Raw genomic sequence first — 24,757 nt, 5'->3', positions numbered from 1 at the left:
AAAGATAATGAACCAGCCGTGAGAGGGTTAATATTGAGTCTTATCGATAATTAAACACAAAAAAAACCACCAACATATGTATTGGTGGAGACGGAGGGAGTCGAACCCTCGTCCAGAGGTATTGCCACTAAGGCTTCTACACGTGTAGTTGGTATATTATCATTCACTCATCCTTAGGCCTACCAACAGGCTTTAGGAGAGCTAGCCTGATTGGTTTCAACGATTATCCTCAGGCGGTGGATAACCGTATAGCCCGCTTAATTTGAGACCCTTCAATCTGCCACACGGGCGATAGCAGGAAGGATCTGCTTTATGCTACTACTTATGCAGCAGCTAAAGCTGGTTGATAATTAGTTTTGCCAGTTATAGGCGTGTAACGTTTTACGAGCCGTAACCTCGACGTGCAACCTTAGCTCAACCTACCCCTGTCGAATCCGTAACGTCCCCTAATTAATAAGAAACGCTCAGGATGGATATTTGAGCTATTTGTGAGTATTTCTCTACTCACGACAATTAATATTGTACCACATCTATTGCAAAAGTCAAGTTTAGCCGGGCGGCTCAGCTACTTACTCAACTTTTAACGCATGTGATCTTTCATGGCACGATCGATATCACGTTTCATCTGTTTTTGTTTTAGATCTTCGCGTTTATCATATTTTTTCTTCCCTTTTCCAAGCCCGATTAAAATTTTGGCAAAACCATTTTTAATATATAATTTCAATGGAATAAGGGCGTATCCTTGCTGCTGGGTTAGTCCAATCAATTTATCAATTTCGCTGCGATGAAGCAACAATTTACGTGAACGTGTTGGCTCGTGGTTATAGCGGTTACCCTGTTCATAATGAGCAATATGCATATTAATCAGCATAGCTTCCCCACCCATGATTCTCGCGTGTGCATCATTCATGTTAACCCTTCCTGCACGAATTGATTTAATCTCTGTCCCTTTTAATACAATCCCTGCTTCATATGTTTCTTCAATAAAATAATCATGAGACGCTTTTCGATTTTGTGCTAGTACTTTTCCTCGTCCTTTTGCCATCATTGTTCCTCCTACTCATTCATCATTAGTTTATCAAATTTTTATACAAAATGAAACTTCATTTGAAGCCTATTACATAACTCACCCCGCATTACCTTAAGCAATACGGGGTGATTTTTATCAAAATCTTTATGCCTTATTGATTCAATCCTTCTGAAATAACATCAATATTATAATTTAAATATTTAACGTACGTATCGACTTCTGAGCCTTTTTCACCAATTTCATCTGAGTAAATTGGCTTTTCGAAAATTGGAATACCTGATTCATTAGATACTGTTTCCATTGGACGTTCATCAACGTTTGACTCAACAAATAGCATTGGTACATCGTGATCAGTTAAGTAATTGACCAATGTTTTTATTTGCTCTGGTGAGCCGTTTTCCTCGGTGTCAATTTCCCAAATGTACCCCTCTTCCAATCCAAAACGATCCGCCATATATTGAAACGCACGTTCACTCGTGACAAGGATGCGCTTTTCTTCAGGTATCTCATTAATTTTTTCTTCATATTCGTCGACTATTTCTTCTAATCGATTAATATATTCCCCTGCTGATTCTTTATAATGATCTTCGTTGTCTGGATCAACCTCTATCAATGCGTCACGCATGTCTTCGGCCATCATGATACCTACATCAGGATCAATAAATGAATGTGGATTAATCTCTTCGTCCGTTCCTTCTTCTCCGCCTATATACATTGGTTCCACTTGTTCCGTTAAGCTAAAGACCCTATCTTCATCTTGACCTACAGAATCAACCATTTTAAAGAACCAACCGTTTTTCCCACCTTCTAAATTCAACCCATTATAAAATAAAACATCGGCATCGGTTGCTTTTTTAATGTCATCTGGGAGTGGTTCATATTCATGTGGATCTGTCCCGGTTGGCACTAAGTTATGAACCTCGACAATGTCACCACCGATTTGCTCAGCCATGTCTGAAATAATCGTGAAAGATGTCACAACATGCAGTGGTTCATCCCCGTTGTCATCGTCTTTTTTTGTATCATCCGCCGCATTGTCGTCACTTCCGCAAGCAGCTAATATAAACATTAATATACCTGCCATTAACACCCCTAAAATGCCCTTTTTCATATCCTTCATATTCCCAAACTCTCCTTCTTAATATATAATTTTTATATTTTAGACACCGATTATCTCGGTTATCTTATTTTTAAATCAATATCTTTTACCCTTTAGGCCATATTTCGATTATTACTCTTCAACATGCGCCATACAACGCCTTGCTTTGGAGAAAATAAGAAAGCAATGACAAATAATCCCGTTGCAGCTAGAGCGATGACCGGTCCAGAAGGCATATTATGTTGAAAACTAATATACAATCCTACAATCGATGATAAGGCTCCAAAAAATGAAGCAAGAACAACCATAACTGATAATCGATTTGTTAATAAATAGGCGGTTGAAGCAGGTGTTATTAACATAGCTACGACTAAAATGACACCAACCGTTTGTAATGATGCCACCGTCACAAGTGTCAACAAAACCATAATACCGTAATGAATCAAACGTGTTTTCAAGCCATACGCTTGAGCCATCGTTTCATCAAAACTTGAAACGAGTAATTCTTTATAAAAGATAATAACTGCGAGAAGTACAATAATTCCCACGATTATCGTCATCCACATATCAGTGTCTCGAACAGATAATACGTTTCCAAATAAAATTTGTGTCAGATCTGTCGCACTTTGTGCTATGGTAATTAAGATAATACCTAAGGCAAACATGGCTGAAAAGACAATCCCTATAGACGAATCACTCTTAACCCGACTGTGTTGGTCAATCACTCCGATTCCAAGCGCGGTTAATACACCTATCACCACAGCACCATAGAAGTAATTAATACCCAACATATAAGAAATCGCTACGCCTGGGAGTATAGCATGTGAGATGGCATCTCCCATCAAGGCCATACCTCGTAAAATGATGAAGCTTCCAATGACCCCGCAGATAATTCCTACAATGACTGAGGTGATGAATGCTTTTTGAAGAAATTCATAATTCATTAAATCTTGTATGAAGTCCATTTAAACACCAACCCCCAGACTACTTAAAACTGAAAAATTAGAGTTATAAGCTTTTCCCATAATTTCATCATTAAAGACATCTGTTACTGGGCCTGCACCGTATAACTCTTTGTTTATAATGATAATGTCATTAAAATAATCCTTTACCTTCATTAAATCATGGTGGACAACAAATATAGTTTTACCAGCATCTCTGAGGTCTTTAAGAATATTAATGATGACCTCCTCACTGGAAACATCAATCCCTACAAAAGGTTCATCTAAAAAGAAATAATCTGCTTTTTGAGCCAAAGCTCGTGCTAAGAACACTCGTTGTTGCTGACCACCTGATAATTCACCTATTTGATTTTTAGCGAAATCTTGCATGCCGACTTTTTTCAGACATTCCATCGCCCATTCTTTATCTTCTTTTTTAGGTCTACGAAATAATCCTAATTTCGGATATGTACCTAACAACACCGTATCTTTAACGACTATCGGAAAATCCCAGTCGATATTAGATCGTTGAGGAACATATGAAATTTTTTTTCGAACATTACTAACAGGTTGATTGCCAAATTTAACTTCACCTGAGTTCATTGGGATGAGCCCGAGAACAGCTTTAACTAAAGTCGATTTACCTGCACCGTTCGGTCCTAAAATACCTATTAAGCTTCCGTCATCAAATGTAAAATTGACATCTTTTAAAACTTCTTTACCGAAATATGAGACACTCATGTCTTTAACAGATATTTGGTTTGCCACAGTATTTTTCCCTCCTAGTGTTTATTTAGCTAAGTCAACAAATGTTTACTTAGGGCAAAACGAATATAAAAAAAAGTAAAATCTACATATTTATATTTTAAAAAATCTTCTCTATTTCAAATGATTTCCTAATCGAGTTGGCTTTTGTATATTTTTTAGTATAAGCGACATACATTTAACTGTCAACAATTAATTTTACCCAGGGCAACTTGTTTCAGTCCACTCACAAAATCGAATATTGAGAACAGCGAAGCCAGGGGGGTTTGAGCGCCCCCCTCCCTCGAAACGTTTAAGTTATCAAAAAGCTAAGAATTATTTTCGCTTACGTTTTTTTGTTCGTTTTTTATTTTTATTTGAGGATTCTTCTTTTTCCCCTGGTGTAATCATCTCAAAGTCAACCACATGTTCATCCATATTTACATTGATTACTTTTACTTTTACCTCTTGACCGATTCTGTAAACATTTCCTGTTCTTTCTCCAATAAGGGCATAACTTCTTTCATCAAAATGATAATAATCATCTGTCAGATAGCTGACATGCACCAATCCTTCAACAGTGTTTTCTAATTCAACGAACATACCAAAACTTGTGACTGAGCTAATTACGCCAGTATATTCTTCACCAATTTTATCTAACATATATTCAGCTTTCTTCATGTCATCGACGTCCCGCTCTGCATCCACAGCTGTACGTTCTGTTTCAGAAGAATGTCTGGCAAGTTCCGGCAACTCTTCTTTCCATTTATCAACTGTCTTTTGATCCATTTTTTTGTGAATCAAATAATTACGGATTAATCGGTGAACCGTTAAATCAGGATACCTTCTAATGGGTGACGTAAAATGTGTATAAAACTGAGTCGCTAAACCAAAATGCCCAATGCTTTTCGGATCATACTTCGCTTGTTTCATTGACCTTAACATAAGTTTTGAAACAATCATTTCCTCAGCTTCTCCGTGAACCTCGTCAAGTACTTTTTGTAGGGCTTGTGGATGGATTTCATTTGCCTTCCCTTTCACAGAATACCCAAGTCCTGCTAGGAATTCAAAGAAATGTTGTAACTTATCTTGATCTGGATCTTCATGTATACGATGAATAAACGGAACATCGAGCCAGTGAAAATGTTCAGCTACCGTTTCATTCGCTGCTAACATAAATTCTTCAATTAATCGTTCACCAACGGAACGTTCACGTAGTAAGACATCTTTAGCTTTTCCTTCATCATCAACGAGAACTTTCGCTTCTTTAAAATCAAAGTCAATCGCGCCGCGTCCCATTCTTTTTCCACGAAGAATACTCGCTAACCCTTCCATTTGTTCAAACATCGGAACTAAAGATTTATACTCGCTTCTAACCTCTTCATCTTGATCAACGAGAATCTTATTTACAGCATTATATGTCATTCTCTCAGTTGTGTTAATGACTGCCGGAAAAATGTCATGATTGACAACTTTCCCAGTCGAATCAATTTCCATTTCACAACTTAAGGTCAATCTATCGACTTGTGGATTAAGTGAACAAATTCCGTTAGACAGACGATGTGGAATCATCGGGATAACCCTATCCACTAGATAAACACTTGTTCCACGTTCAAACGCTTCTTTATCCATGGGTGAGTTTTTTTCGATGTAGTAGCTAACATCAGCTATATAAACGCCGAGTTTATAATTGCCATTGTCTAACTTTTTCACAGAAACAGCATCATCCAAATCTTTCGCATCGGCACCATCTATAGTCACGATGATTTCTGAGCGCAAATCACGGCGGCCTTCCATGTCCTTATCTGAAATTTGTTCAGGAGTATTTCCAGCCTGCTCAAGCACTTCCTCAGGAAAGTCCATTTTGATACCATGCTTATAGATAATTGATAAAATATCAATACCTGGATCATTTTTATGGCCTAATATTTTCGTGATTTCACCCTCAGCGCTCATACGTTGCTCTGGATACTTTGTAATACTGGCAATCACTTTATGTCCACTAACAGCCCCATTCATTTTATCTTTCGGTATGAAAATATCATTTGGTATTCGTTTGTCGTCAGGAATAACAAAGCCAAATGCTTTATTATTTTCAAATGTACCAACGACTTCCGTAATCACACGTTCTAGAATTCGTATAACTGTTCCTTCTGGGCGATGACCATCCTCACCCTGTTTTTCAAGTCTAACTAAAACTTTGTCATCATTCATTGCTGATTCAAGATCTGAATGATGGATGTAAACATCGGGATGATCTTCATCATCAGGAATAAGAAAGGCAAATCCTTTTTTGTTCATCTGAATTCGACCACGAATGAGATTCATCTTTTCAGGTAGACCAAATCTATTTTTACGAGTCCGAACGAGTTGTCCGGCTTCTTCCAATTCATTTAAAGCGATGACTAATTCTTTGAACCCAACAGAATCCTCTATCTGTAACTCACCTTCTAATTCCTGCACTGATTGTGGTCCCGTTCTATTTTCATCAAAGTAATTTAAAAGTCTCTCTTTCAAATCATTGCTCATACTCGACACCTTCTTTCATTTATAGTATTAACTTATTGTTTAACGTCATACTTCCCAATCTAATGACTCTAAAAAGTTATAGACATCTTCATGTAATTGATCTTTCTCTTTATCCATGGTGATGATATGACCTGATTCTTCATACCATTTCATATCCTTAACCGGTGACTCAACGTGTTCGTAAATGAATGAAGCACTATCTGGATTAATCATTTCATCTTTTCGAGCTTGTACCACAAACGTGGGAGCATAAATCATATCCACATTTTCATTAACGTCTTTAATCAAGTCAGCTATTTGGTGAAATAAGCTATTTGACTCGCTCATTATTGAATCAACCTCTTCAGAGATAGAGACTTCATTTTGACCTCTGAGTTGTTTATATTCTTTCGAAAATGCTTTAAATCCAGCTGTTAATTGTGTTTCATTATCAAAAAACATTGGAGTGCACATGGGAATGACTGCTTTTATTTTCGTGCTGTAAGCCAGTTTCAAACTTAACACCCCTCCAAGGGATAAACCCGCTACAGCAATTTCGTTATAACCTAGGTCTTTAAGATGCTGGTAAGCATTCTGTACATCTTCCCACCACATGTCTGGTGTCGTTTTTATAAGCTCTTCAGGAGGACGACCATGTCCTCGATAAATCGGTGCATGACTTGTATAACCTTTTTTCTCTAAGAAGCGTCCTAACATACGCACGTCTGCAGAATGGCCTGTAAACCCGTGTAGTAATAAAACTGCTCTTGATCCTGCTTCAAATGTAAATGGTTCTGGTTGTTTAATCTTCATAGAAATCTCCTTCATTTTTCCGTATGTAACTTTTCAACTATTATTTTAATATTCCCGTTTATTATACTAAAAAACCCCTATCATTTAATATGATAAGGGCTTCGTATCATTATAAAATATAGGCTGTTAAAAACGCTAAAACAAAAAACAATGTTCCTGTTACGACTGTCGCGCGGTGGAGAAACAAGTCAATTCCTCGTGCTTTTTGTTTCCCGAATAATTGTTCAGCTCCCCCTGAAATTGCCCCAGAGAGACCTTCACTTTTTCCAGATTGTAATAAAATTAGTACAATCATTGCGATTGAATTAATGACTAATAAAACACTCACTATACCGCCTGCCATTTTAACACGCACCCCCTACTTACGGACAACTACATGTATTTACTTTATCATAACGTTGAATAGGATAGCAAGCCTTTTTTCATTAGATTGGCTGTTTGCAAATAATGATTTTATAATATAACAAACTGATATTTTGTTGTTGGGAGGATTATTATGATGGAAGAAATATGGTTAGAAACACTAGATCACACAAACATATATATGAAAAAATGGTCTAATCCATACATACAGCCAAATGCAATTGTTCAACTATCACATGGAATGGTAGAGCATATTAATCGGTATAATGAATTTGCTGACTTTTTAGTTTCTAAAGGAATGATTGTTGTTGGCAATGATCATAGAGGTCACGGCAAAACAGGAGAACTACAAGGTTTATTTGGTTACTTTGCTGAAACGGAAGGTTTTGAAAAAACTACGAACGATTTAATGTATATATCAAATTACATAAAACAGGAATACCCTAATGTGCCTCTTTTTTTACTCGGCCATAGTATGGGATCCTTTTTAGCACGTAGATATATTCAAAACTACAGTCATAGGATTGACGGGCTAATTCTGTCGGGGACCGGTTATTATCCTCCTGTAATAGTAAAAATGGGACGGGCTTTAGCAAGCACTCGGCCTCCAAAAGAGAAATCAAATTTAATGAACTACCTGACAATTGGAAATAACAATAGAGCTATCAAGCATAAAAAGTCAGCTTTTGATTGGTTAACAAGAGATGAGACTGTCATTCAGAATTATATTTCCGATCCTTATACTGGATTCGTTCCCACAGGTCGATTTTTCTATGATTTAATGTCAGGATTAATCAAGATTCATAATCCGAAATTAAATGATTCCATCCGAAAAGATTTACCAATCCTGTTAATCGGTGGTGATGCTGATCCAGTTGGACAATTTGGGAGTGGTGTTTTTAAAACAGCACACTTATTAGAAAAGACTGGTATAGACGATATCATTACCTTACTTTTTGAAAATGCACGTCATGAAGTATTAAATGAAATTAATCGACAGGAGGTTTTCCAAGTCATTAAGAAGTGGATAAATGACCGATTAATCTAGTATTATGTAAGTTTTTTACAATAAAACGCTTGCATTATGAAGAATTTATTGCATTAGGGAAGTTTGCTTGAATCTACACTAGGATAAAGTATAAAATAGAAAAGACAGATATTAATGAAAGGTTGTGAAAGTATGGAAAGTATTCATGGCATAGCTGCTTCTTCTGGAATAGCTATGGCGAAAGCTTATCATTTGGAAACGCCCGACTTAACATATGAAAAAAAATCCATTGAAAATAGTGAGGGAGAAATAAAACGTCTCGACGATGCATTAGCTCTATCAAAAACAGAACTAGATAAAATTCGAGACCATACCAAGAAAGAGCTTGGAGATGAATATGCTGAAATCTTTTCGGCGCATTTGCTTGTGCTGGAAGATCCTGAATTGATAAATCCGATTAAAGATAAAATAACAAATGAACAAGTCAACGCTGAAGTCGCCTTAGACGAAACAGCTAAAATGTTTATCGATATGTTTAAAAACATGGACAACGACTATATGAAAGAACGTGCGGCTGATATTAAAGATGTTACTGAGCGCGTAATGGCTCATTTGCTTGGGGTTAACTTTCCAAATCCCGCCCTCATTGATGAAGAAGTTATCGTAATTGCAAATGACCTAACACCATCAGATACTGCTCAGTTGAATCGACAGTTTGTAAAAGGATTTGCCACTGATATTGGTGGGCGTACTTCACACTCTGCCATCATGGCACGTTCACTTGAAATCCCTGCAATTGTAGGATCAAAGGAGGCCACACAAAAAGTAAATCAAGATGACATCGTTATAGTCGATGGTTTAGAAGGCGCTGTGTTAATTAATCCTAGCGAAAAAGACATTAAAGCCTATAAAGATAAACAAGCTACTTTTGAAAAACAAAAAGAAGAATGGGCTAAATTAAAAGATGAACCGACGTTTTCTCAAGACGGTGAACAAGTCGAATTAGGTGGAAATATCGGAACACCTGAAGATGTTGAAGGTGTTTTAAACAACGGTGGAGAAGCTATTGGTCTATATCGTACCGAATTCCTATACATGGGTAAAAGTGAAATGCCCTCTGAGGAGGAGCAATTTGAAGCCTATAAATCAGTTCTTGAACAAATGGATGGTAAACCAGTTGTTGTCAGAACATTGGATGTCGGTGGAGACAAAGAATTAAGTTATTTGGACTTACCGAAAGAAATGAATCCGTTCTTAGGTTTCAGAGCAATTCGCTTCTGTTTAGAGAACGAAGACGTTTTCCGTCCTCAATTACGAGCATTGCTCCGGGCAAGCGCGTTTGGTAATTTGAAAATCATGTTCCCAATGATTGCGACTCTTGAAGAATTTAGACAAGCTAAAAGCATTTTACTTGATGAAAAGGATTCGCTAACTAAAGATGGTGTAGAGGTTTCAGACTCAATTGAAGTGGGGATTATGGTTGAGATTCCTTCAACAGCCGTCCTAGCTAAACAATTTGCCAAAGAAGTTGATTTCTTTAGTATTGGTACAAACGATTTAATTCAATACACAATGGCAGCTGACCGGATGAACGAGCGCGTATCTTACTTGTATCAACCCTATCATCCTGCTATCTTGAATTTAGTGAATAATGTTATTGAGGCAGCTCACAGTGAAGGTAAATGGGCAGGTATGTGTGGTGAAATGGCTGGAGATCCAATTGCCATTCCTCTTTTACTTGGACTTGGCCTCGACGAATTCAGTATGAGTGCAACTTCCATATTACCTGCACGTACGCAAATATTAGACCTTTCTAAAAAAGATATAGCAGCAAACAAGGACAAGTTCTTGAGTATGTCCACAGCAGATGAAGTTATAGAATATATCAATAAATTAACAAAATAAAAACCAAAACGCTTCTAGTCAAATTACCCTTGGCTAGAAGCGTTTTTTATTTCTATAAACTTACTTCCAATTGCAGAATTAATGCATTTATACATAAACTACGACACAGTGAAGATTATTTATCTGATTATTTTAATCCTAGCAAATTGAATGCGGTGCGTGCACTTCGCTCCGGCAGAATACTTCGCTTTCCATGGGCAGGAAGAATTGGGGTTCATTCTTCCCACTTCAGCCTCCTCAGAAGCAAAGAACGCTTCTTCCGGGGTCTCCAGACTCGTGGGACTGCACTATTGTTCGCCCCATCGAAGACCACTTGCTTTTCCCATAGGAATCTTCGTATTCTGCCTAAGCTAGGATAGACACACCGATTCATGATTATACATTCTCTGAAGAATGAACTAATAAAAAATTCTTCTTGCCGTAAAAGTAAGCAATAACAAGCGGAGGAAATACACGGAGACTCCTAGGGAGCTATGGTCTTCGGTGGGGCGAGCATTCACGCGCAGCCCCAAAGACATCGGTGAGACCCCGAAATGCGTTAGCACTCGGAGGCTCACCACCCGCCCCTGGAAAGCGAAGTGTATTTCCGTAGCGATGGACGAACACTTGCCAATTTCTATTTGAGAGTGCGAGAAAGAGTTGGCGCAGTTTGTATCTACTACTCTGATACAATCTCTATTTTTTCTTCGATAGGTATTCTTTCTTTATATTTAGGTATGTCTGCTGGATAGCCCATTTGCATGACAGCTGCTATTTTCATTTTGTTGGCATCTAGGCCTATCTCTTTTACAAACTCAGAATCATGCATATATGGAGTAATAGTCCACAGCATGCCGACCCCATATTCCCATGCAGCTAACTGAGCGTTTTGAATAAAAGCACAAACAGAGGCATAAAGTTCTTCATATCTGAGAAGATTATCTTCTATTTCAAAATAAATTAAAACATGATGGGGTATATCTAGTAAAAACTGGCTAATGGATGCAATTGTTTTTTGTGTCTGGGGTGATTCATCATTTTTAATCATCCCACTGCGTTGATAACTATTCATTATGGCGTCAACAAATGCTCTCTTTCCATCATCCTGATAAATCTTTAGATTCCAAGGCTCTTTCATATGATGAGTTGGAGCGTAGGATCCATAAGTGAAAATTTCTTTTAAAATCGCTTTTTTAATATTTACCTGTTTAAAATTATGAATAGAGCGTCTTTCTCTAATCGTCTGTAATATCGTCATAGGATCCACCTTTTTTAATCATCTGCTTATTAATATCAGATATTATTAGTAAGGTGTCAACCAAAACGTTGGCCAGTCATGTTAGTCATAAAGTTAATGAAGAATTCTTCATAATGCAATTGAAAAGCAATTCGATGTTTTTTCCCTGGTTCATCTAAATCATTTTCCAACTCAACAAAAGGTCTTATATCTGCAATACTTTGTCCTCTTTCAACACCACTTAATGATTGGATAATTTCAACTGGCAACTCGCTATATGTAAGCAAATTATCGTAGAAAGGAGCCATTAATGTAAGGACATCATGAAGTGGCGCCCCTTTAAGGCTCGGATTTCTTTTTTTATAAAATGAGTAATAGTAATCAAATATAGGCTTAACTAAATTAAGTTCTTGAACCTCATCAATATAATTTATCATTTCCGGAGTTACATTAGCATGCTCTGTAACGTTAAGAGGAATAATTGACACGTTATCGGCCATGGATAAAACAATTTTGGCTGCTATAGGGTCACCATAAAAGTTAGCTTCTGAAACGGCAGTAATATTACCAGGAACCCAAAAAGCGCCTCCCATCATGTAAAACGCTTTAATTTTTTGCATTAATTGTGGATATAAAAGGAACAATGTCGCAAGTGAAGTAAGTCGACCGATATTGACTATGATTAAGTCATCATGATCCTCGATTAGTTTAACCACTTCAAAGAAATTTTCAAGTACATCCCCATCTAAATACTCTTGTGGTGGAATGATTGAACCTAATCCGTATTCTCCATGAATCTCTGGAAATGATTGCAGTCGCTCGCCTGTCATAGATAATTCAGCTCCACCTATAATAGCAACTTGCTCTGTTTTCTCACTTTCAAGTAAACTTTTGACGTATTGTACATTAGCAACTGCCTTCTCCTTGGTCACATTTCCGTAATCAGCGACAATACCTACAATATCAATATCATCATTAAAATAACCGTAAATAATTGCCATTGTATCGTCTATCCCGATATCCCCGAATACTAACACTTTTTGCCCCAACAAACATCCCTCCGATAATTTTATAGAGCCTTCTTCCCAATTGCCCACATTTAAATAAAAAATGATATATAGCTAATCTATTCTCTTCTCATTTTGTCCTATACTTAAATCTTCTGATACGTTAAGAATCGCATCTAAATACCTAAAATGAAACATTAATTCAGAACAAAAGTGCGGGGCGCCCGTTTAGCAACGTACGGACTGCGCCTCGCCAAGCGAGGTGGGTCAATGTTGATGCTCAGGAGCATCGGTTTTAATTGATCATTCATTACGCAGGAGATAAAGGAGAACCGAAGAGCGGAGCGATTCGAGTTCGACTTATCGTAGGAAGGTATTCAAAGCTTGGTAGTTACTGGGCGCTGAAGCTGGACGTGGACAATTTCAGTATAAAATTATCCACAGGAGTTTTAATGTTATAGTTTCCTGGTGTATGAAATAATGTATTCATACACAAAAAAAAGACAGAAGCTACTGCCTCTGTCTCTTGATTGAGTCACTATTTAATATTACTTATTCAAATTATAAAATGCTGACAAACCAGCATATTGACCCATACCGGATAACTCATCTTCAATGCGTAGAAGCTGATTATATTTAGCAATACGATCCGTTCTGGATGGTGCACCTGTTTTAATTTGCCCAGCATTTGTGGCAACAGCTATATCTGCTATCGTTGCATCTTCAGTTTCACCGGAGCGATGTGAAATAACACATGTATAGCCTGCACGCTTGGCCATTTCAATGGCATCAAAGGTTTCAGTTAAAGTACCAATTTGGTTTACTTTAATCAAGATTGAGTTACTGACACCTTCTTCTATGCCTCGGGCTAGCTTTTCTGTATTCGTTACAAATAAGTCGTCTCCAACAAGTTGTACTTTTTTACCTAAACGTTCTGTTAGTAGTCTGTGGCCTTCCCAATCATTTTGGTCAAGTCCATCCTCAATAGAAACAATCGGGTATTTATTCACCATATCTTCAAACCAATCGACCATTTCTTCAGAATTACGGACGACTCCCTCACCTTTCAAGTTATATTTTCCGTCCTCATAAAACTCGGAAGAAGCAACGTCCATGGCAAGTTTAATTTCTTCACCTGGTTTGTAGCCAGCAGCTTCAATCGCTTCGACAATTGTTTGGAAAGCTTCTTCATTGGATTTCAAGTCGGGAGCAAATCCACCTTCATCTCCTACTGCAGTATTAAGCCCTTTATCTTTTAATACTTTTTTCAATGAATGGAACACTTCTGCGCCCGTACGGAGTGCTTCTTTAAATGTCGGTGCAGCAACTGGTAAAATCATAAACTCCTGAATATCCACGTTATTATCAGCATGATCTCCACCATTTAAAATATTCATCATTGGAGTCGGTAAAGTTTTTCCATTGAACCCGCCTAAGTAATTATATAAAGGCTGTTCTAAATAAGCTGCTGCGGCGTGTGCTGCAGCCATTGAAACACCTAGAATAGCGTTCGCTCCTAATTTTCCTTTGTTAGGTGTACCATCAAGTTCAATCATCATACTGTCGATAATATTTTGGCGAGTGACATCCAGACCAATGAGCTCTGGTGCAATTATGTCGTTCACATTGTCAACTGCTTTTTGAACACCTTTACCTAAATAACGATCTTTATCACCGTCTCTTAATTCAACAGCCTCATGCTCACCCGTCGATGCTCCACTTGGAACAATGGAAGAACCAAAAGCACCTGACTCAGTGAAAACTTCTACCTCTACTGTTGGGTTCCCGCGTGAATCAAGAACCTCTCTCGCATAAATATCAGTAATATATGGCATAACAATCTCTCCTTAGTCGTTTATTTTTTTATAATAGATGTTCCAGACATCGCCTCGGGTTTATCGACACCTAAAAGGTCAAGTAATGTTGGAGATAAATCGGCTAAAATACCTCCATCTCTAAGCTCTACCCCTTTTTTCGTCACGATAACCGGAACTGGATTTGTTGTATGAGTGGTCATAGGTTGTCCATCTAATGTGACTACTTCATCGGAATTCCCATGATCCGCCGTAATGATGGCGTGACCGCCTAATTCTTGAATTTTATCCACAACTTTACCAAGACACTCATCAACCGCTTCAATAGCGTCAATTGTCGGTTGTAATTTTCCTGAGTGACCCACCATATCTGGATTGGCAAAATTTAAGATGATAGCATTAATATCCCCAGTATCAAGTTCATTTATTAGCGCATCTGTCACCTCATATGCACTCATTTCAGGTTGTAAATCATAAGTTGCGACTTTTGGCGAATTAATTAAAATACGCTTTTCACCAGGAAACTCTTTTTCCCGGCCACCACTCATAAAAAAGGTGACATGTGGATATTTTTCAGTTTCCGCTATTCTTAATTGCTTCATATCGTTTTTCGATAAAACTTCGCCAATTGTATCATCTAAATTGGTCGGCTCATACGCTACATAACCATCAACCGTTTCACTAAAATTTGTTAACATAACAAAATCTAAATCCTTTGGTGGACGACTGCCACGATCAAATTCATCAAAATCTTCATTTGCAAAAGTACGTGAAATCTGGATGGCTCGGTCGGGTCTGAAATTATAAAAGATGATTGAATCGCCGTCTTCTACTTTACCGACAGGCCCACCATTTGGATCTTTTAATACTGAAGGAATAACGAATTCATCAAAAATGCCATTTTTATATGAGTCGTCAATCAGATCTTCTGGTGTTTCATAAGACGGACCTTCACCGTATACCATAGCGTCATATGCTTTTTTAACACGGTCCCAACGCTTGTCACGATCCATGGAATAATAGCGTCCAGAGATAGTCGCTATTTCTCCTACACCAAGCTCCTTCATTTTGTCTTCGGTTTGAGTTAAATAATTTTGAGCTGTTTGAGGACCGACATCACGACCATCTAAAAATGCATGAACATATACTTTTTCGAGATTTTCCATTTTAGCTAATTTAAGTAAAGCGAATAAATGATTAATGTGGCTATGGACACCACCATCTGATAATAGACCAAACAAGTGAAGAGCTTTACCTTTTTCTTTCGCTTTTCTCATGGATTTCAGGAAGACTTCTTTATCATAAAACTCTCCTTTTTCTATGGAAAGATTGACTCGGGTTAAGCTTTGATATACGATACGACCCGCTCCAATATTCAAATGTCCAACCTCTGAGTTACCCATTTGTCCTTCGGGGAGACCGACCGCATTGCCACTTGCTTTTAATTGATTATGTGGGAATGTATCCCAGTAACGATCAAAATTTGGCTTTTTCGCTTGCTTAACTGCATTTCCCGATTGTTCGTCGCGAATACCAAATCCATCTAAAATAATTAAAGCTGCTAGTTGTCTATCACTCATTTTGCACCAGCCTCCACAAGCTGTAGGAAGGAGTCAGGTTCAAGACTGGCACCTCCAACAAGAGCGCCGTCAACATCTGATTGTCCTAGCAATTCATCTATGTTGGCAGGTTTCACGCTACCACCATATTGGATTACAACTTGCTTGGCAGCCTTTTCAGATACAGTTGACTTAATGACTTGTCGAATATGAGCACACACTTCATTAGCATCTTCACTTGAAGCTGTTTTGCCAGTTCCAATTGCCCAAATTGGCTCATACGCAATAATCGTTTCTACCACTTGGTCCTCGGTTAATCCTTCTAACGCTTGTTTTACTTGTGACTCAACATGTGACTTAGTTTCATTGGCTTCTCTCTGCTCAAGCGTTTCGCCTACACAAACAATCGGAGTAAGTTCGTGTTGAAACGCCGCTTTTGCTTTCTTATTAACTGTTTCGTCTGTTTCGGCAAAATATTCTCGACGTTCTGAGTGCCCTAAAATGACGTGTGTCACACCTATATCTTTTAACATAGTAGGGCTGACTTCACCTGTATAAGCACCTTCTTCTTCAAAATGCATATTTTGGGCACCTATTTTAACCTTTGACCCTTTAGCTTTTTCAACAAGTGAAGGTAGATAAAGATATGGTGCACAAACAATGGCTTCCACTTGCTCATCTGATGGTACTTTATCAGCAACTTGTTCCATAAATTGATCTGCATCAGCTTTTAATTTATTCATTTTCCAGTTTCCAGCAATCACTTTTTTACGCATCATATTCACCTCTACTGAATTTATTACCGATTTAAAGTATGTTCCCTTGATCTAACTAGTTGCTTACTTATCATCTAAAGCATTTACTCCTGGAAGAACTTTACCTTCCATAAATTCCAAAGAAGCTCCGCCACCAGTTGAAACATGATCCATGTCTTCTGCATAACCAAATTGTTCCACAGCTGCCGCTGAATCTCCTCCACCAATAATAGTATATCCATCCGTTTCAGACAATGCACGAGCAACTTCTTTTGTTCCACCTGCGAATGGATTCATTTCAAACACACCCATTGGGCCATTCCAAATAACTAACTTAGAATCTGAAATTACTTCAGCATAGTTTTCCCGTGTTTTTGTTCCAATATCTAACGCTTCCCAATCAGCAGGAATTTGATCAATTGGCACAATCTTAGTGTCCGCAGTTTCAGAGAAATCATCTGCAACAATAGCGTCCACTGGTAACATGAAATTTACACCTTTATCTTCAGCTTTTTTCATGAATTCCTTGGCTAAGTCAATCTTATCTTCTTCTAATAATGAGTTTCCGATTTCATAACCTTGTGCTTTAATAAAAGTATAAGCTAAACCACCACCAATGATTAAATTATCCACTTTATCCAGTAAATTATCAATCACATCAATTTTATCTTTTACTTTCGCACCGCCAATAATTGCTGTAAATGGACGCTCCGGATTTTCTAAAGCTTTACCAAGTACTTCGATTTCTTTTTCCAATAAGAAACCAGCTGCGGCTGGAAGTTTCTCAGCAACTCCTGTTGTAGAAGCATGTGCTCGGTGCGCAGCACCAAATGCATCGTTCACATAAAGGTCAGCCATATCCGCAAACTCTTGTGCAAGTTTTGGATCATTTTTTGTTTCGCCACCTTCAAAACGAACGTTTTCGATAAGTAGTAGATCTCCTTCACTCATTTGAGCTATCGCTTTGTCAACTTCTTTTCCATATACAGAATCTGTTTTTAAAACTGACTTTCCTATAAGGTCGCTTAATCGTTTAGCAACAGGATCTAATCTTAATTCATCAACAGCTTCGCCTTTTGGTCTACCTAAATGGCTTGCTAAAATAACGATTGCGCCATTATCTGATAAGTGCTTAATCGTTGGGATTGCCGCTTTAATACGTGTATCATCTGTTACCTCACCATTTGCCATTGGCACGTTAAAATCCACTCGACAAAAGACTTTTTTACCTTTTACATCAATATCGTGTAATGTTTTTTTGTTCATAGTTAGAGTCTCTCCTTAAATAAGTCATGTGTGGTACTTTTACGTTAGAGGAAAATTAACTCTGTTAAAATATGAAAGCGGGAAGCGCGAACGCTCCCCGCTTTTAAAAGCTTTATAACTTTTTATTATTAGTGGTTAGAGCTTAAGATAATTTTGCGAAAGCTTCTAGCAAGCGAACCATATTTGAAGTAAATCCATATTCATTATCATACCATGCTACTGTTTTAACAAGTTGTCCATTATTTGATTCTTGAACTTTTGTTTGTGTAGCATCGAAAATTGATCCATGAGTATTTCCAATAATATCGCTAGATACAATTTCATCCACATTATAACCAAATGAATCAGATTCTGCTTCTTTCATTGCATCATTAACTTCTTCTTCTGTCACTTTTTTATCTAGGACAGAATAGAATTCTACTAATGAACCTGTAATTGTTGGCACACGTACTGCTGTACCATCGACCAATCCATCGACTTCCGGAATAACTTTACCCACTGCTTTTGCAGCTCCTGTCGAAGCTGGAATTAAGTTTTGAGCTCCTGCACGGTTTTTACGTCCACCTGGTGAGTCTTGCATCGCTTGAGTAGCAGTGTAAGAGTGAATAGTTGACATTAAACCATGTTGAATCCCAAATTTATCTGAAAGTACTTTTGCCATTGGTGCTAAGCAGTTTGTAGTACATGAAGCTGCTGAAATAATTTTATCATCTTTATCTACTGTATCATCATTTACACCATAAACAATCATTTTTGTATCATCTTTAATTGGTGCTGAAATTAATACTTTTCCAGCTCCTGCATCGATATGAGCTTGTGACTTTTCTTTACTTGTATAGAAACCTGTACATTCTAGTACAATATCAATGTTTAAGTCACCCCATGGTAATTTGCTTGCATCTTTTTCTTCATATGCTTTAACTTCTTCACCATCTATGAAAATTGAATCGCCTTCAGCTTTTACTTCATATGGGAAAACACCTTGTGCAGTATCATATTTTAATAAATATGCTAAGTCATCATTACTAGTTAAATCATTTACTGCAACTACCTTAAGATCCGTATCTTTTAATTCTTTGATGCGACGGTATGCTAAACGTCCAATGCGTCCAAAACCATTAATTGCTACATTTACTGTCATAATTATATTCCTCCTAAAATTTATTAATATGCTATATTTAAAGGGTTGAATCCCTTAAAATCTCTTTTGCTGCAGCTTCATCCGTGATAAGCACATCACTCTTTCCTTGTTGAAAATAAGAGTGAATCGCCTTTCCTTTTGATTTTCCACCAGCAATTGTTATGACAGATTGCATGGTAGACAAATCTTCAAGTTGAATTCCAACTGTTTTAACTTTATGAATCACTTCACCTTGTTGATTAAAATAGTAACCAAAAGCTTCACTTGCTGCCTCGTTATCTTTAAGTTTCTGAATGACTTCCTTTGGGGTTTTTCTTCGTTCAGCCATTGTTAAAGCATCACCTATACCATGAAGCACGATATCCGCACCTTTAATTTGGTCTAGAACATCTTTAATGGTTGGCTCTTCCATAATAGAAAGGTAAGCAACATCACTTAAATGGTCTGGAATATAGAGGAGTCTGTATGAGCCGTTCGTGTTTCTTGCCATTTCTGCCACAATTGAATTAGCTTGATTTTCTACCTTTTCACCAATACCGCCTCTCGCTGGAACAAATAAATAATGACCTTTTTCATCAAATGGCGTCATCACTTCCGCCAACGCAGCGATGGTCGTACCACCAGTAACAGCAAAAGTGCAGCTTGAGTTGATAATTGTTTTAAGATAACTTACACACGCCTTACCCATTTCTTGCTTGACCCACTCGTCTTGATCACTATCACCAGACACTATAATGACACGTGATATTTTTAATTTATCCTTAATCTGGCTTTCTAAAACATTTAATCCCATAAGCTCTCTCATAAACAGAGATAATCTTTCAAGGATTAATTTACCCTCTTTTGTAAGGTACATTCCTTTACTGGTGACTTCTATAAATCCTTTGCTTTGCAAAAATTCAACTTCACTTCGAACACTTCGCTCAGTTAAATTAATATTTTCGGCAAGCCCCCTTCTCCCCACTGGCTGTAAAGTGTCAATGGTAGATAGAAAAATATATCTTGTTTGCATGACATCCAAAACATCAGGGAATACTCTCTTTTGAAGTTCAATCAATTCTCTCACTGAAATTACTCCTTTTCGCGGGTACTAAATAGTCCCACCAGTGACTAATTTGCCCCACGCGTTGCAAAAAAATACGCAAAGGATATCTCTTACAATTAAAATTATAGCATACCCTAAAAAATAAACAAACTTTAAGGTTCGTTTCTTCATAAATTTTAATTCGAATATCCTATACGTTAATCAGTAGTTATTACTTATATTCTCTTTTAAAGCTTCTTCTAAACTCACAATATTTATTTCTTCGCAATTCAAGGTTGTATCATTTATTTGTACAAAAGGAATTAATAATTGATATTCTTCAAGCCACTCGTCATTTGTATAGATATCTCTTTCTTCAATTTCAAAAGGAAAGTCTCGTTGAAACATCTTTAACAATGCATAAGCATCATCGCAAAGAGAACAAACTTCTTTTGTATAGAATATAACCTTCTGCAATTTAACTGACCTCCATTATCTCCGTCTCATCGATGCAGGGATATCTAATTCATCACGGTATTTTCGTACTGTTCGCCGTGCAATTTGAACATTGAATTCTTCGTGCAATTTGTTTTTTATAGCTTCATCTGATAAGGGCTTCACTTTATCTTCATGTTGAATAATTTCTGCAATGAGATGTTTGACAGAATAAGCAGACATAACCTGACCATCATGTTGACGAACGCCTGATTGAAAAAAGAATTTCAAAGGTGTTACCCCATGTTGTGTTTGGACGTATTTTTGACTAACTGCCCGACTAACCGTTGAAATGCTCAAGTTAAGTTCTTCAGCTACTTCTCTTAAGGTTAGTGGTTTGAGTAAAAAATGACCGTGTTCGAAATATAGGTACTGTTTTAGTAATATTTGTTTAATAATTAGCTCCAATGTATTCGAACGATAAGTAATTGCTTGGTTCAACCAATCAACTTGTCGATACTTCTCCTTAAGATATGTTGCCGTTTCCCCTCCAATTTGCAATAAATTTTCGTAAGATTCATCAACGACTATATTAGGTCGATTCCATTTAAAAAATGAAATATGCCATGCCCCGTCTTTTTTTATAATATTTGCTTCAGGGACAATATAATTTGCTTGCTTTGTTTCCAGTAATAAACCCGGTTTAGGATGACATGTTTTAATCAGTTCAATGATTTTTTCAACTTCATTAACACTTAAGTCATAATGAGTGCTTAGTGATTCAAGATCATAGCTTGCTACCCATTTCAAATGATGATTCAAGATATCCAATATGAGCGTTTCATCGACCTGGTTTTTCAGCTGTAAGTACAAACATTCACTTAAAGAGCGAGCACCAATTCCAAGAGGTTCTAGTGACTGAATAAATGACAAAGCCTGCTCCACCTGCTTAGTAGTTGCTTGACAATGATTCGCCCAACTTTCAATATCGATATCTAAATAACCATCACTGTTTAATGAATCAATACCATAGTCAACGGTTGTTTTTAATTCGGATGGTATATCCAGGGTGTAAAGCTGTCTTTTCAGTTGATTATACATCGATTCTTGTGTTTGATTTATTTCTCCAATCGGAGTTTGGTTAGTATTGTTAATTTTAAAACGTGTAATATCTTCATCATAATTTACGTCTTCAATAAGAGGATTTTCTTTTGAAATCTCGTGAATATACTCAATCAATTCAACACCTGTATACTGTAGTAATTGAATGGATTGCAGTAAAGTTTGTGTCATCTTACGTTCCAACTTCTGTTCTTGAACAAGACTTGGTTTCAAGGTTATCACGCCCCCCATTGTCTATTCATCTTCTATTTTGCCATAACTACAGAAAAATCTCATCTATGAATCAAAAAAGTTTAATTTTGTTTCAGGTTATTTAACAGATTATTGGAGTCTGTTTCAATATTTTATAGCATAACTGTTATAATTAATATAAAAGGGATATGAAAGAGGTTTTATGGATGGGGTTATCTAAGCATAAAAGTATCGTTTTAATTGGCTTTATGGGGGTTGGCAAAACCACAATTGGTGACATTTTGGCGAAAAACCTTATTTATGATTTTATCGATGTTGATAAAAAAATAGAAAAACAATTTAAGATGTCTATCCCTCAGATTTTCTATCAATATGGAGAAGCTGTATTTAGAAATTCTGAGAGGGATCTTTTTTTTCAAAACGTACATGAACATAACAAAGTCGTTTCGCTTGGCGGCGGTGCTTTTTTGCAAGATAAAATTAAGAAGGTTAGCTTAGAGAAATGTATCGTTGTTTATTTGGAAATGAGTTGGAAGTATTGGAAAAAGAGACTGAATTATCTTAAGGGTACTCGACCGCTGTTACAAGATAAAAGTTTAACTGAAATTAACCAACTCTTTAATGAGCGGCTATCAATTTATCAAGACTACCATTATAAAGTAAATATTGACGGTCTACGCATTGAAGAAGCTGTATCAAAAATTTTAAATACTATAATAAAAGACAAGGGGTGAGAGTTCACCCTCTCCACTTGTCTTTCCTTTCACAGTAATTCCCGAATAACGTCTTCTCTTGATTTATGAGTCAAGGCAGAAAATGGAATATCAAAGGCAGTTTTTGCTCCTTTTTCGCCTGCTTGGTTTAATTTAAATGCCGCACGCGCATATGCAACAAGCACACTTGCTGTAAATTCAGGATTACTGTCAAGCGTTGCTGAAAACTCAAGCGCTTGATTGTGATTTTCACTCGTTTCTCCTGAATGTATAACAAAACCACCATGCTTCATCTTACTATGATTTTTTGTTAACTCATCTGCCGTAATAAAATGCACATCTGTTTCATAATCCACAAAGTAATGTGGCATCGTTTTTATCTCATGTTCTATACGCTCTTCATCCTGCTTGTCAGCTACAACGTAACACACTCGTTTATGTCTCTTAGCGGCATTGGAATCAGCACCTTGGCCTGTCCTTGCTTTATTAAGTTCTGTCTCGATTGGTACCGTATATTGAACTGCGTTTTTCACTCCATTGACCCGGCGGACCGCTTCGGAATGGCCTTGACTAAGTCCTTCTCCCCAGAATGTATAAGTTTCACCTTGAGGTAATATGCTTTCACCTAGAAGGCGGTTCATTGAAAATAAACCCGGATCCCAGCCAACCGAAATAACCCCTATTTTTCCACTTGCCTGAGCTTTTACCTGCACTCGATTAAGGTGTTCAAGTATTTGTGAATGATTATCAAAGCTGTCTACTATATTAAACTGTTTAACTATCTCCGGACTCATTTTTGGTAAATCATTGGCTGACCCACCACAAAGTATCATCACGTCAATTTTATCTTGGAAATTGTTTATTTCATCCATATGATAAACCTTAGTATCAGCGTCTATAGTCTGAATTGCTTTCGGCTCTCTTCGGGTAAACACACCAATGAGTTCCATATCACTGGTCTTTTTGATAGCCATTTCTGCTCCACGTCCTAAATTACCGTAACCAACAATTCCAACGCGTATATGTTGCACCATGGATACCACTCCTTTTTTATGTATGATAATATTTAGAATACTTCTTTATACTTAAGCATAAAATGTTCTTTGTCAAACATTTTTATTTAATATATTCTTTGCAAACATATTTTTATGATGATAATTTCAATCAATACTGATATCCATCGGCAAACTATCATATTATTTAACTGAAATTCAAATATTCAGGGGAGATGAGTAAATGTTAAGCAATCATAATATTTTGGTAATTGGTGGGGATGAAAGATATGTTGAAGTGATTCAACAGTTGAAATCTAATGGGGTTAAGATTCAAGTTTGTGGATTTGAAAAACTACCTCAGCAGATGGACGTCCTTCACACAACATTAGAAAACGTTGATTTTAGGAAATTGGATGCTATATTACTACCTGTATCGGGGACTAACGAGCAAGGAAAAATTGAGCTTGCCCCATTTAGTAAAAACGATTTGCTGTTGACCGAACAGATGATAAAACAAACACCAGAACATTGTACAATTTACACTGGTATATCAGGATCTTTTCTGGATTGGTTAGCCAAGCGGACTGGTCGCACACTTGTCCGTTTATTTAAACGTGATGATATGGCGATTCTTAATTCAATTCCCACCGCCGAGGGTACGTTAGAAATTGCCATGAGAGAAACGGATACAATGATACACGGTTCGAATGTGCTTGTGCTTGGATTCGGCCGAGTTGGTGTAACGGTCGCACATTTATTTCAAAACGTTGGCGCCTATGTTGGAGTTAGTTCCCGGAAGGCCTCTGACCTAGCGAGATGTACAGAAATGCGGATGTCTCCGGTCAAGTTTGAAGACCTATTTAATGAAGTGGACAGCTATGACCTCATTATTAATACAATTCCTCATCAAGTGATTGATTCTCAAATTCTAGCTTTTATAAATAGTTCCACTCTTATTATAGATTTAGCCTCAGCGCCAGGTGGAGTTGATTTTAAAAAAGCACAAGAGAAGGGTATTAAAGCTATTCACGCGCTAGGGCTTCCTGGAAAAGTCGCTCCAAAGTCGGCAGGTCGATTAATCTCTGATGTGTTCATTGATTTACTGAAACCCTAAAGAACAAAAGCGT

The 24,757-nt window shown here is 37.2% G+C and carries 22 protein-coding genes and 1 other RNA gene; 4 read left to right on the top strand and 19 right to left on the bottom strand.

What is annotated here, in order from left to right; all coding sequences use genetic code 11:
- Window positions 1-82: 82 nt before the first annotated feature.
- From ssrA to secG, 8 genes are all read right to left on the bottom strand, one after another.
- Window positions 83-447: a transfer-messenger RNA gene (ssrA, locus tag KQI49_RS15720) on the bottom strand.
- A gap of 133 nt (window positions 448-580) precedes the next feature.
- Window positions 581-1,045, bottom strand: a complete 465-nt coding sequence (gene smpB, locus KQI49_RS15715) for an SsrA-binding protein SmpB (protein ID WP_216490476.1) — start codon at window positions 1,043-1,045, stop codon at window positions 581-583.
- A gap of 136 nt (window positions 1,046-1,181) precedes the next feature.
- Window positions 1,182-2,150: a metal ABC transporter solute-binding protein, Zn/Mn family gene (locus KQI49_RS15710; RefSeq protein ID WP_253286873.1), complete on the bottom strand. Its 969-nt coding sequence runs from the start codon at window positions 2,148-2,150 to the stop codon at window positions 1,182-1,184.
- A 92-nt stretch (window positions 2,151-2,242) separates the two neighbouring features.
- Window positions 2,243-3,094 (bottom strand): metal ABC transporter permease, encoded by an 852-nt coding sequence (locus KQI49_RS15705; protein WP_216490475.1) that lies wholly within the window; start codon window positions 3,092-3,094, stop codon window positions 2,243-2,245.
- Entirely contained in the window at window positions 3,095-3,838 is a 744-nt protein-coding gene (locus tag KQI49_RS15700; RefSeq protein WP_216490473.1) for a metal ABC transporter ATP-binding protein, read from the bottom strand. It abuts the gene before it with no gap.
- A 312-nt stretch (window positions 3,839-4,150) separates the two neighbouring features.
- Complete coding sequence (gene rnr / locus KQI49_RS15695; protein WP_216490471.1) at window positions 4,151-6,343, bottom strand: ribonuclease R; 2,193 nt, start codon at window positions 6,341-6,343, stop codon at window positions 4,151-4,153.
- A gap of 45 nt (window positions 6,344-6,388) precedes the next feature.
- Window positions 6,389-7,135 carry an alpha/beta hydrolase gene (locus KQI49_RS15690; protein WP_216490469.1) on the bottom strand — a complete coding sequence of 249 codons (747 nt, stop codon included), beginning with the start codon at window positions 7,133-7,135 and terminating at the stop codon, window positions 6,389-6,391.
- A gap of 109 nt (window positions 7,136-7,244) precedes the next feature.
- A complete protein-coding gene (secG, locus tag KQI49_RS15685; protein ID WP_216490468.1) occupies window positions 7,245-7,478 on the bottom strand; it encodes a preprotein translocase subunit SecG in 234 nt (77 codons plus the stop codon).
- A 153-nt stretch (window positions 7,479-7,631) separates the two neighbouring features.
- On the opposite strand from secG, the gene KQI49_RS15680 reads away from it, so the two are divergent.
- Both KQI49_RS15680 and ptsP read left to right on the top strand, forming a co-directional pair.
- Window positions 7,632-8,546 carry an alpha/beta fold hydrolase gene (locus KQI49_RS15680; RefSeq protein ID WP_216490466.1) on the top strand — a complete coding sequence of 305 codons (915 nt, stop codon included), beginning with the start codon at window positions 7,632-7,634 and terminating at the stop codon, window positions 8,544-8,546.
- Between the two features lie 132 nt (window positions 8,547-8,678).
- Window positions 8,679-10,391 (top strand): phosphoenolpyruvate--protein phosphotransferase, encoded by a 1,713-nt coding sequence (ptsP, locus tag KQI49_RS15675; protein WP_216490465.1) that lies wholly within the window; start codon window positions 8,679-8,681, stop codon window positions 10,389-10,391.
- Window positions 10,392-11,049: 658 nt separating this feature from the next.
- On the opposite strand, the gene KQI49_RS15670 is transcribed toward ptsP, so the two are convergent.
- The 10 genes from KQI49_RS15670 to rpoN form a co-directional block, all read right to left on the bottom strand.
- Window positions 11,050-11,628 (bottom strand): nitroreductase family protein, encoded by a 579-nt coding sequence (locus KQI49_RS15670; RefSeq protein ID WP_216490464.1) that lies wholly within the window; start codon window positions 11,626-11,628, stop codon window positions 11,050-11,052.
- Between the two features lie 56 nt (window positions 11,629-11,684).
- Window positions 11,685-12,656 carry a nucleoside hydrolase gene (locus KQI49_RS15665; RefSeq protein WP_216490463.1) on the bottom strand — a complete coding sequence of 324 codons (972 nt, stop codon included), beginning with the start codon at window positions 12,654-12,656 and terminating at the stop codon, window positions 11,685-11,687.
- A 506-nt stretch (window positions 12,657-13,162) separates the two neighbouring features.
- Window positions 13,163-14,449 carry a phosphopyruvate hydratase gene (gene eno, locus KQI49_RS15660; RefSeq protein WP_216490462.1) on the bottom strand — a complete coding sequence of 429 codons (1,287 nt, stop codon included), beginning with the start codon at window positions 14,447-14,449 and terminating at the stop codon, window positions 13,163-13,165.
- A 20-nt stretch (window positions 14,450-14,469) separates the two neighbouring features.
- Window positions 14,470-16,008, bottom strand: a complete 1,539-nt coding sequence (gpmI, locus tag KQI49_RS15655) for a 2,3-bisphosphoglycerate-independent phosphoglycerate mutase (protein ID WP_216490460.1) — start codon at window positions 16,006-16,008, stop codon at window positions 14,470-14,472.
- Window positions 16,005-16,763, bottom strand: coding sequence for a triose-phosphate isomerase (gene tpiA, locus KQI49_RS15650; RefSeq protein WP_216490519.1), 759 nt, complete (start codon window positions 16,761-16,763; stop codon window positions 16,005-16,007). Before tpiA ends, gpmI begins: the two co-directional genes overlap by 4 nt.
- A 63-nt stretch (window positions 16,764-16,826) precedes the next feature.
- Window positions 16,827-18,008 (bottom strand): phosphoglycerate kinase, encoded by a 1,182-nt coding sequence (locus tag KQI49_RS15645; protein WP_216490458.1) that lies wholly within the window; start codon window positions 18,006-18,008, stop codon window positions 16,827-16,829.
- A gap of 142 nt (window positions 18,009-18,150) precedes the next feature.
- Window positions 18,151-19,149: a type I glyceraldehyde-3-phosphate dehydrogenase gene (gene gap, locus KQI49_RS15640; protein WP_216490456.1), complete on the bottom strand. Its 999-nt coding sequence runs from the start codon at window positions 19,147-19,149 to the stop codon at window positions 18,151-18,153.
- A gap of 37 nt (window positions 19,150-19,186) precedes the next feature.
- Window positions 19,187-20,215: a sugar-binding transcriptional regulator gene (locus KQI49_RS15635; RefSeq protein WP_216490454.1), complete on the bottom strand. Its 1,029-nt coding sequence runs from the start codon at window positions 20,213-20,215 to the stop codon at window positions 19,187-19,189.
- Window positions 20,216-20,395: 180 nt separating this feature from the next.
- Window positions 20,396-20,650: a glutaredoxin family protein gene (locus KQI49_RS15630; protein WP_216490453.1), complete on the bottom strand. Its 255-nt coding sequence runs from the start codon at window positions 20,648-20,650 to the stop codon at window positions 20,396-20,398.
- Window positions 20,651-20,665: 15 nt separating this feature from the next.
- Window positions 20,666-21,952, bottom strand: a complete 1,287-nt coding sequence (gene rpoN, locus KQI49_RS15625) for an RNA polymerase factor sigma-54 (RefSeq protein ID WP_371817583.1) — start codon at window positions 21,950-21,952, stop codon at window positions 20,666-20,668.
- Window positions 21,953-22,128: 176 nt separating this feature from the next.
- On the opposite strand from rpoN, the gene KQI49_RS15620 reads away from it, so the two are divergent.
- On the top strand, window positions 22,129-22,656 hold the full coding sequence (locus tag KQI49_RS15620) for a shikimate kinase (RefSeq protein WP_216490449.1): 528 nt from the start codon (window positions 22,129-22,131) through the stop codon (window positions 22,654-22,656).
- A gap of 29 nt (window positions 22,657-22,685) precedes the next feature.
- Here KQI49_RS15620 and KQI49_RS15615 read toward each other — a convergent pair whose 3' ends face one another.
- Window positions 22,686-23,666: a diaminopimelate dehydrogenase gene (locus tag KQI49_RS15615; RefSeq protein ID WP_216490517.1), complete on the bottom strand. Its 981-nt coding sequence runs from the start codon at window positions 23,664-23,666 to the stop codon at window positions 22,686-22,688.
- Window positions 23,667-23,871: 205 nt separating this feature from the next.
- Between KQI49_RS15615 and dpsA the strand changes: the two genes are divergently transcribed.
- A complete protein-coding gene (dpsA, locus tag KQI49_RS15610; RefSeq protein WP_216490447.1) occupies window positions 23,872-24,744 on the top strand; it encodes a dipicolinate synthase subunit DpsA in 873 nt (290 codons plus the stop codon).
- Window positions 24,745-24,757 lie beyond the last annotated feature (13 nt).

Source organism: Virgibacillus sp. MSJ-26 (assembly GCF_018918075.1).
In the GTDB taxonomy this organism is placed as follows: Bacteria; Bacillota; Bacilli; order Bacillales; family Amphibacillaceae; genus MSJ-26.
The sequence above is the reverse complement of the archived record's forward strand: the minus strand, read 5'-3'. Positions and strand labels throughout refer to the sequence as shown.

Excerpts from the sequence above, each read along its gene's own strand:
- smpB (WP_216490476.1), bottom strand. The coding sequence starts at position 1,045 with ATGGCAAAAGGACGAGGAAAAGTACTAGCACAAAATCGAAAAGCGTCT.
- KQI49_RS15710 (WP_253286873.1), bottom strand. The coding sequence starts at position 2,150 with ATGAAGGATATGAAAAAGGGCATTTTAGGGGTGTTAATGGCAGGTATA.
- KQI49_RS15705 (WP_216490475.1), bottom strand. The coding sequence starts at position 3,094 with ATGGACTTCATACAAGATTTAATGAATTATGAATTTCTTCAAAAAGCA.
- rnr (WP_216490471.1), bottom strand. The coding sequence starts at position 6,343 with ATGAGCAATGATTTGAAAGAGAGACTTTTAAATTACTTTGATGAAAAT.
- KQI49_RS15690 (WP_216490469.1), bottom strand. The coding sequence starts at position 7,135 with ATGAAGATTAAACAACCAGAACCATTTACATTTGAAGCAGGATCAAGA.
- secG (WP_216490468.1), bottom strand. The coding sequence starts at position 7,478 with ATGGCAGGCGGTATAGTGAGTGTTTTATTAGTCATTAATTCAATCGCA.
- KQI49_RS15680 (WP_216490466.1), top strand. The coding sequence starts at position 7,632 with ATGATGGAAGAAATATGGTTAGAAACACTAGATCACACAAACATATAT.
- ptsP (WP_216490465.1), top strand. The coding sequence starts at position 8,679 with ATGGAAAGTATTCATGGCATAGCTGCTTCTTCTGGAATAGCTATGGCG.
- KQI49_RS15670 (WP_216490464.1), bottom strand. The coding sequence starts at position 11,628 with ATGACGATATTACAGACGATTAGAGAAAGACGCTCTATTCATAATTTT.
- eno (WP_216490462.1), bottom strand. The coding sequence starts at position 14,449 with ATGCCATATATTACTGATATTTATGCGAGAGAGGTTCTTGATTCACGC.
- gpmI (WP_216490460.1), bottom strand. The coding sequence starts at position 16,008 with ATGAGTGATAGACAACTAGCAGCTTTAATTATTTTAGATGGATTTGGT.
- tpiA (WP_216490519.1), bottom strand. The coding sequence starts at position 16,763 with ATGCGTAAAAAAGTGATTGCTGGAAACTGGAAAATGAATAAATTAAAA.
- KQI49_RS15645 (WP_216490458.1), bottom strand. The coding sequence starts at position 18,008 with ATGAACAAAAAAACATTACACGATATTGATGTAAAAGGTAAAAAAGTC.
- gap (WP_216490456.1), bottom strand. The coding sequence starts at position 19,149 with ATGACAGTAAATGTAGCAATTAATGGTTTTGGACGCATTGGACGTTTA.
- KQI49_RS15620 (WP_216490449.1), top strand. The coding sequence starts at position 22,129 with ATGGGGTTATCTAAGCATAAAAGTATCGTTTTAATTGGCTTTATGGGG.
- dpsA (WP_216490447.1), top strand. The coding sequence starts at position 23,872 with ATGTTAAGCAATCATAATATTTTGGTAATTGGTGGGGATGAAAGATAT.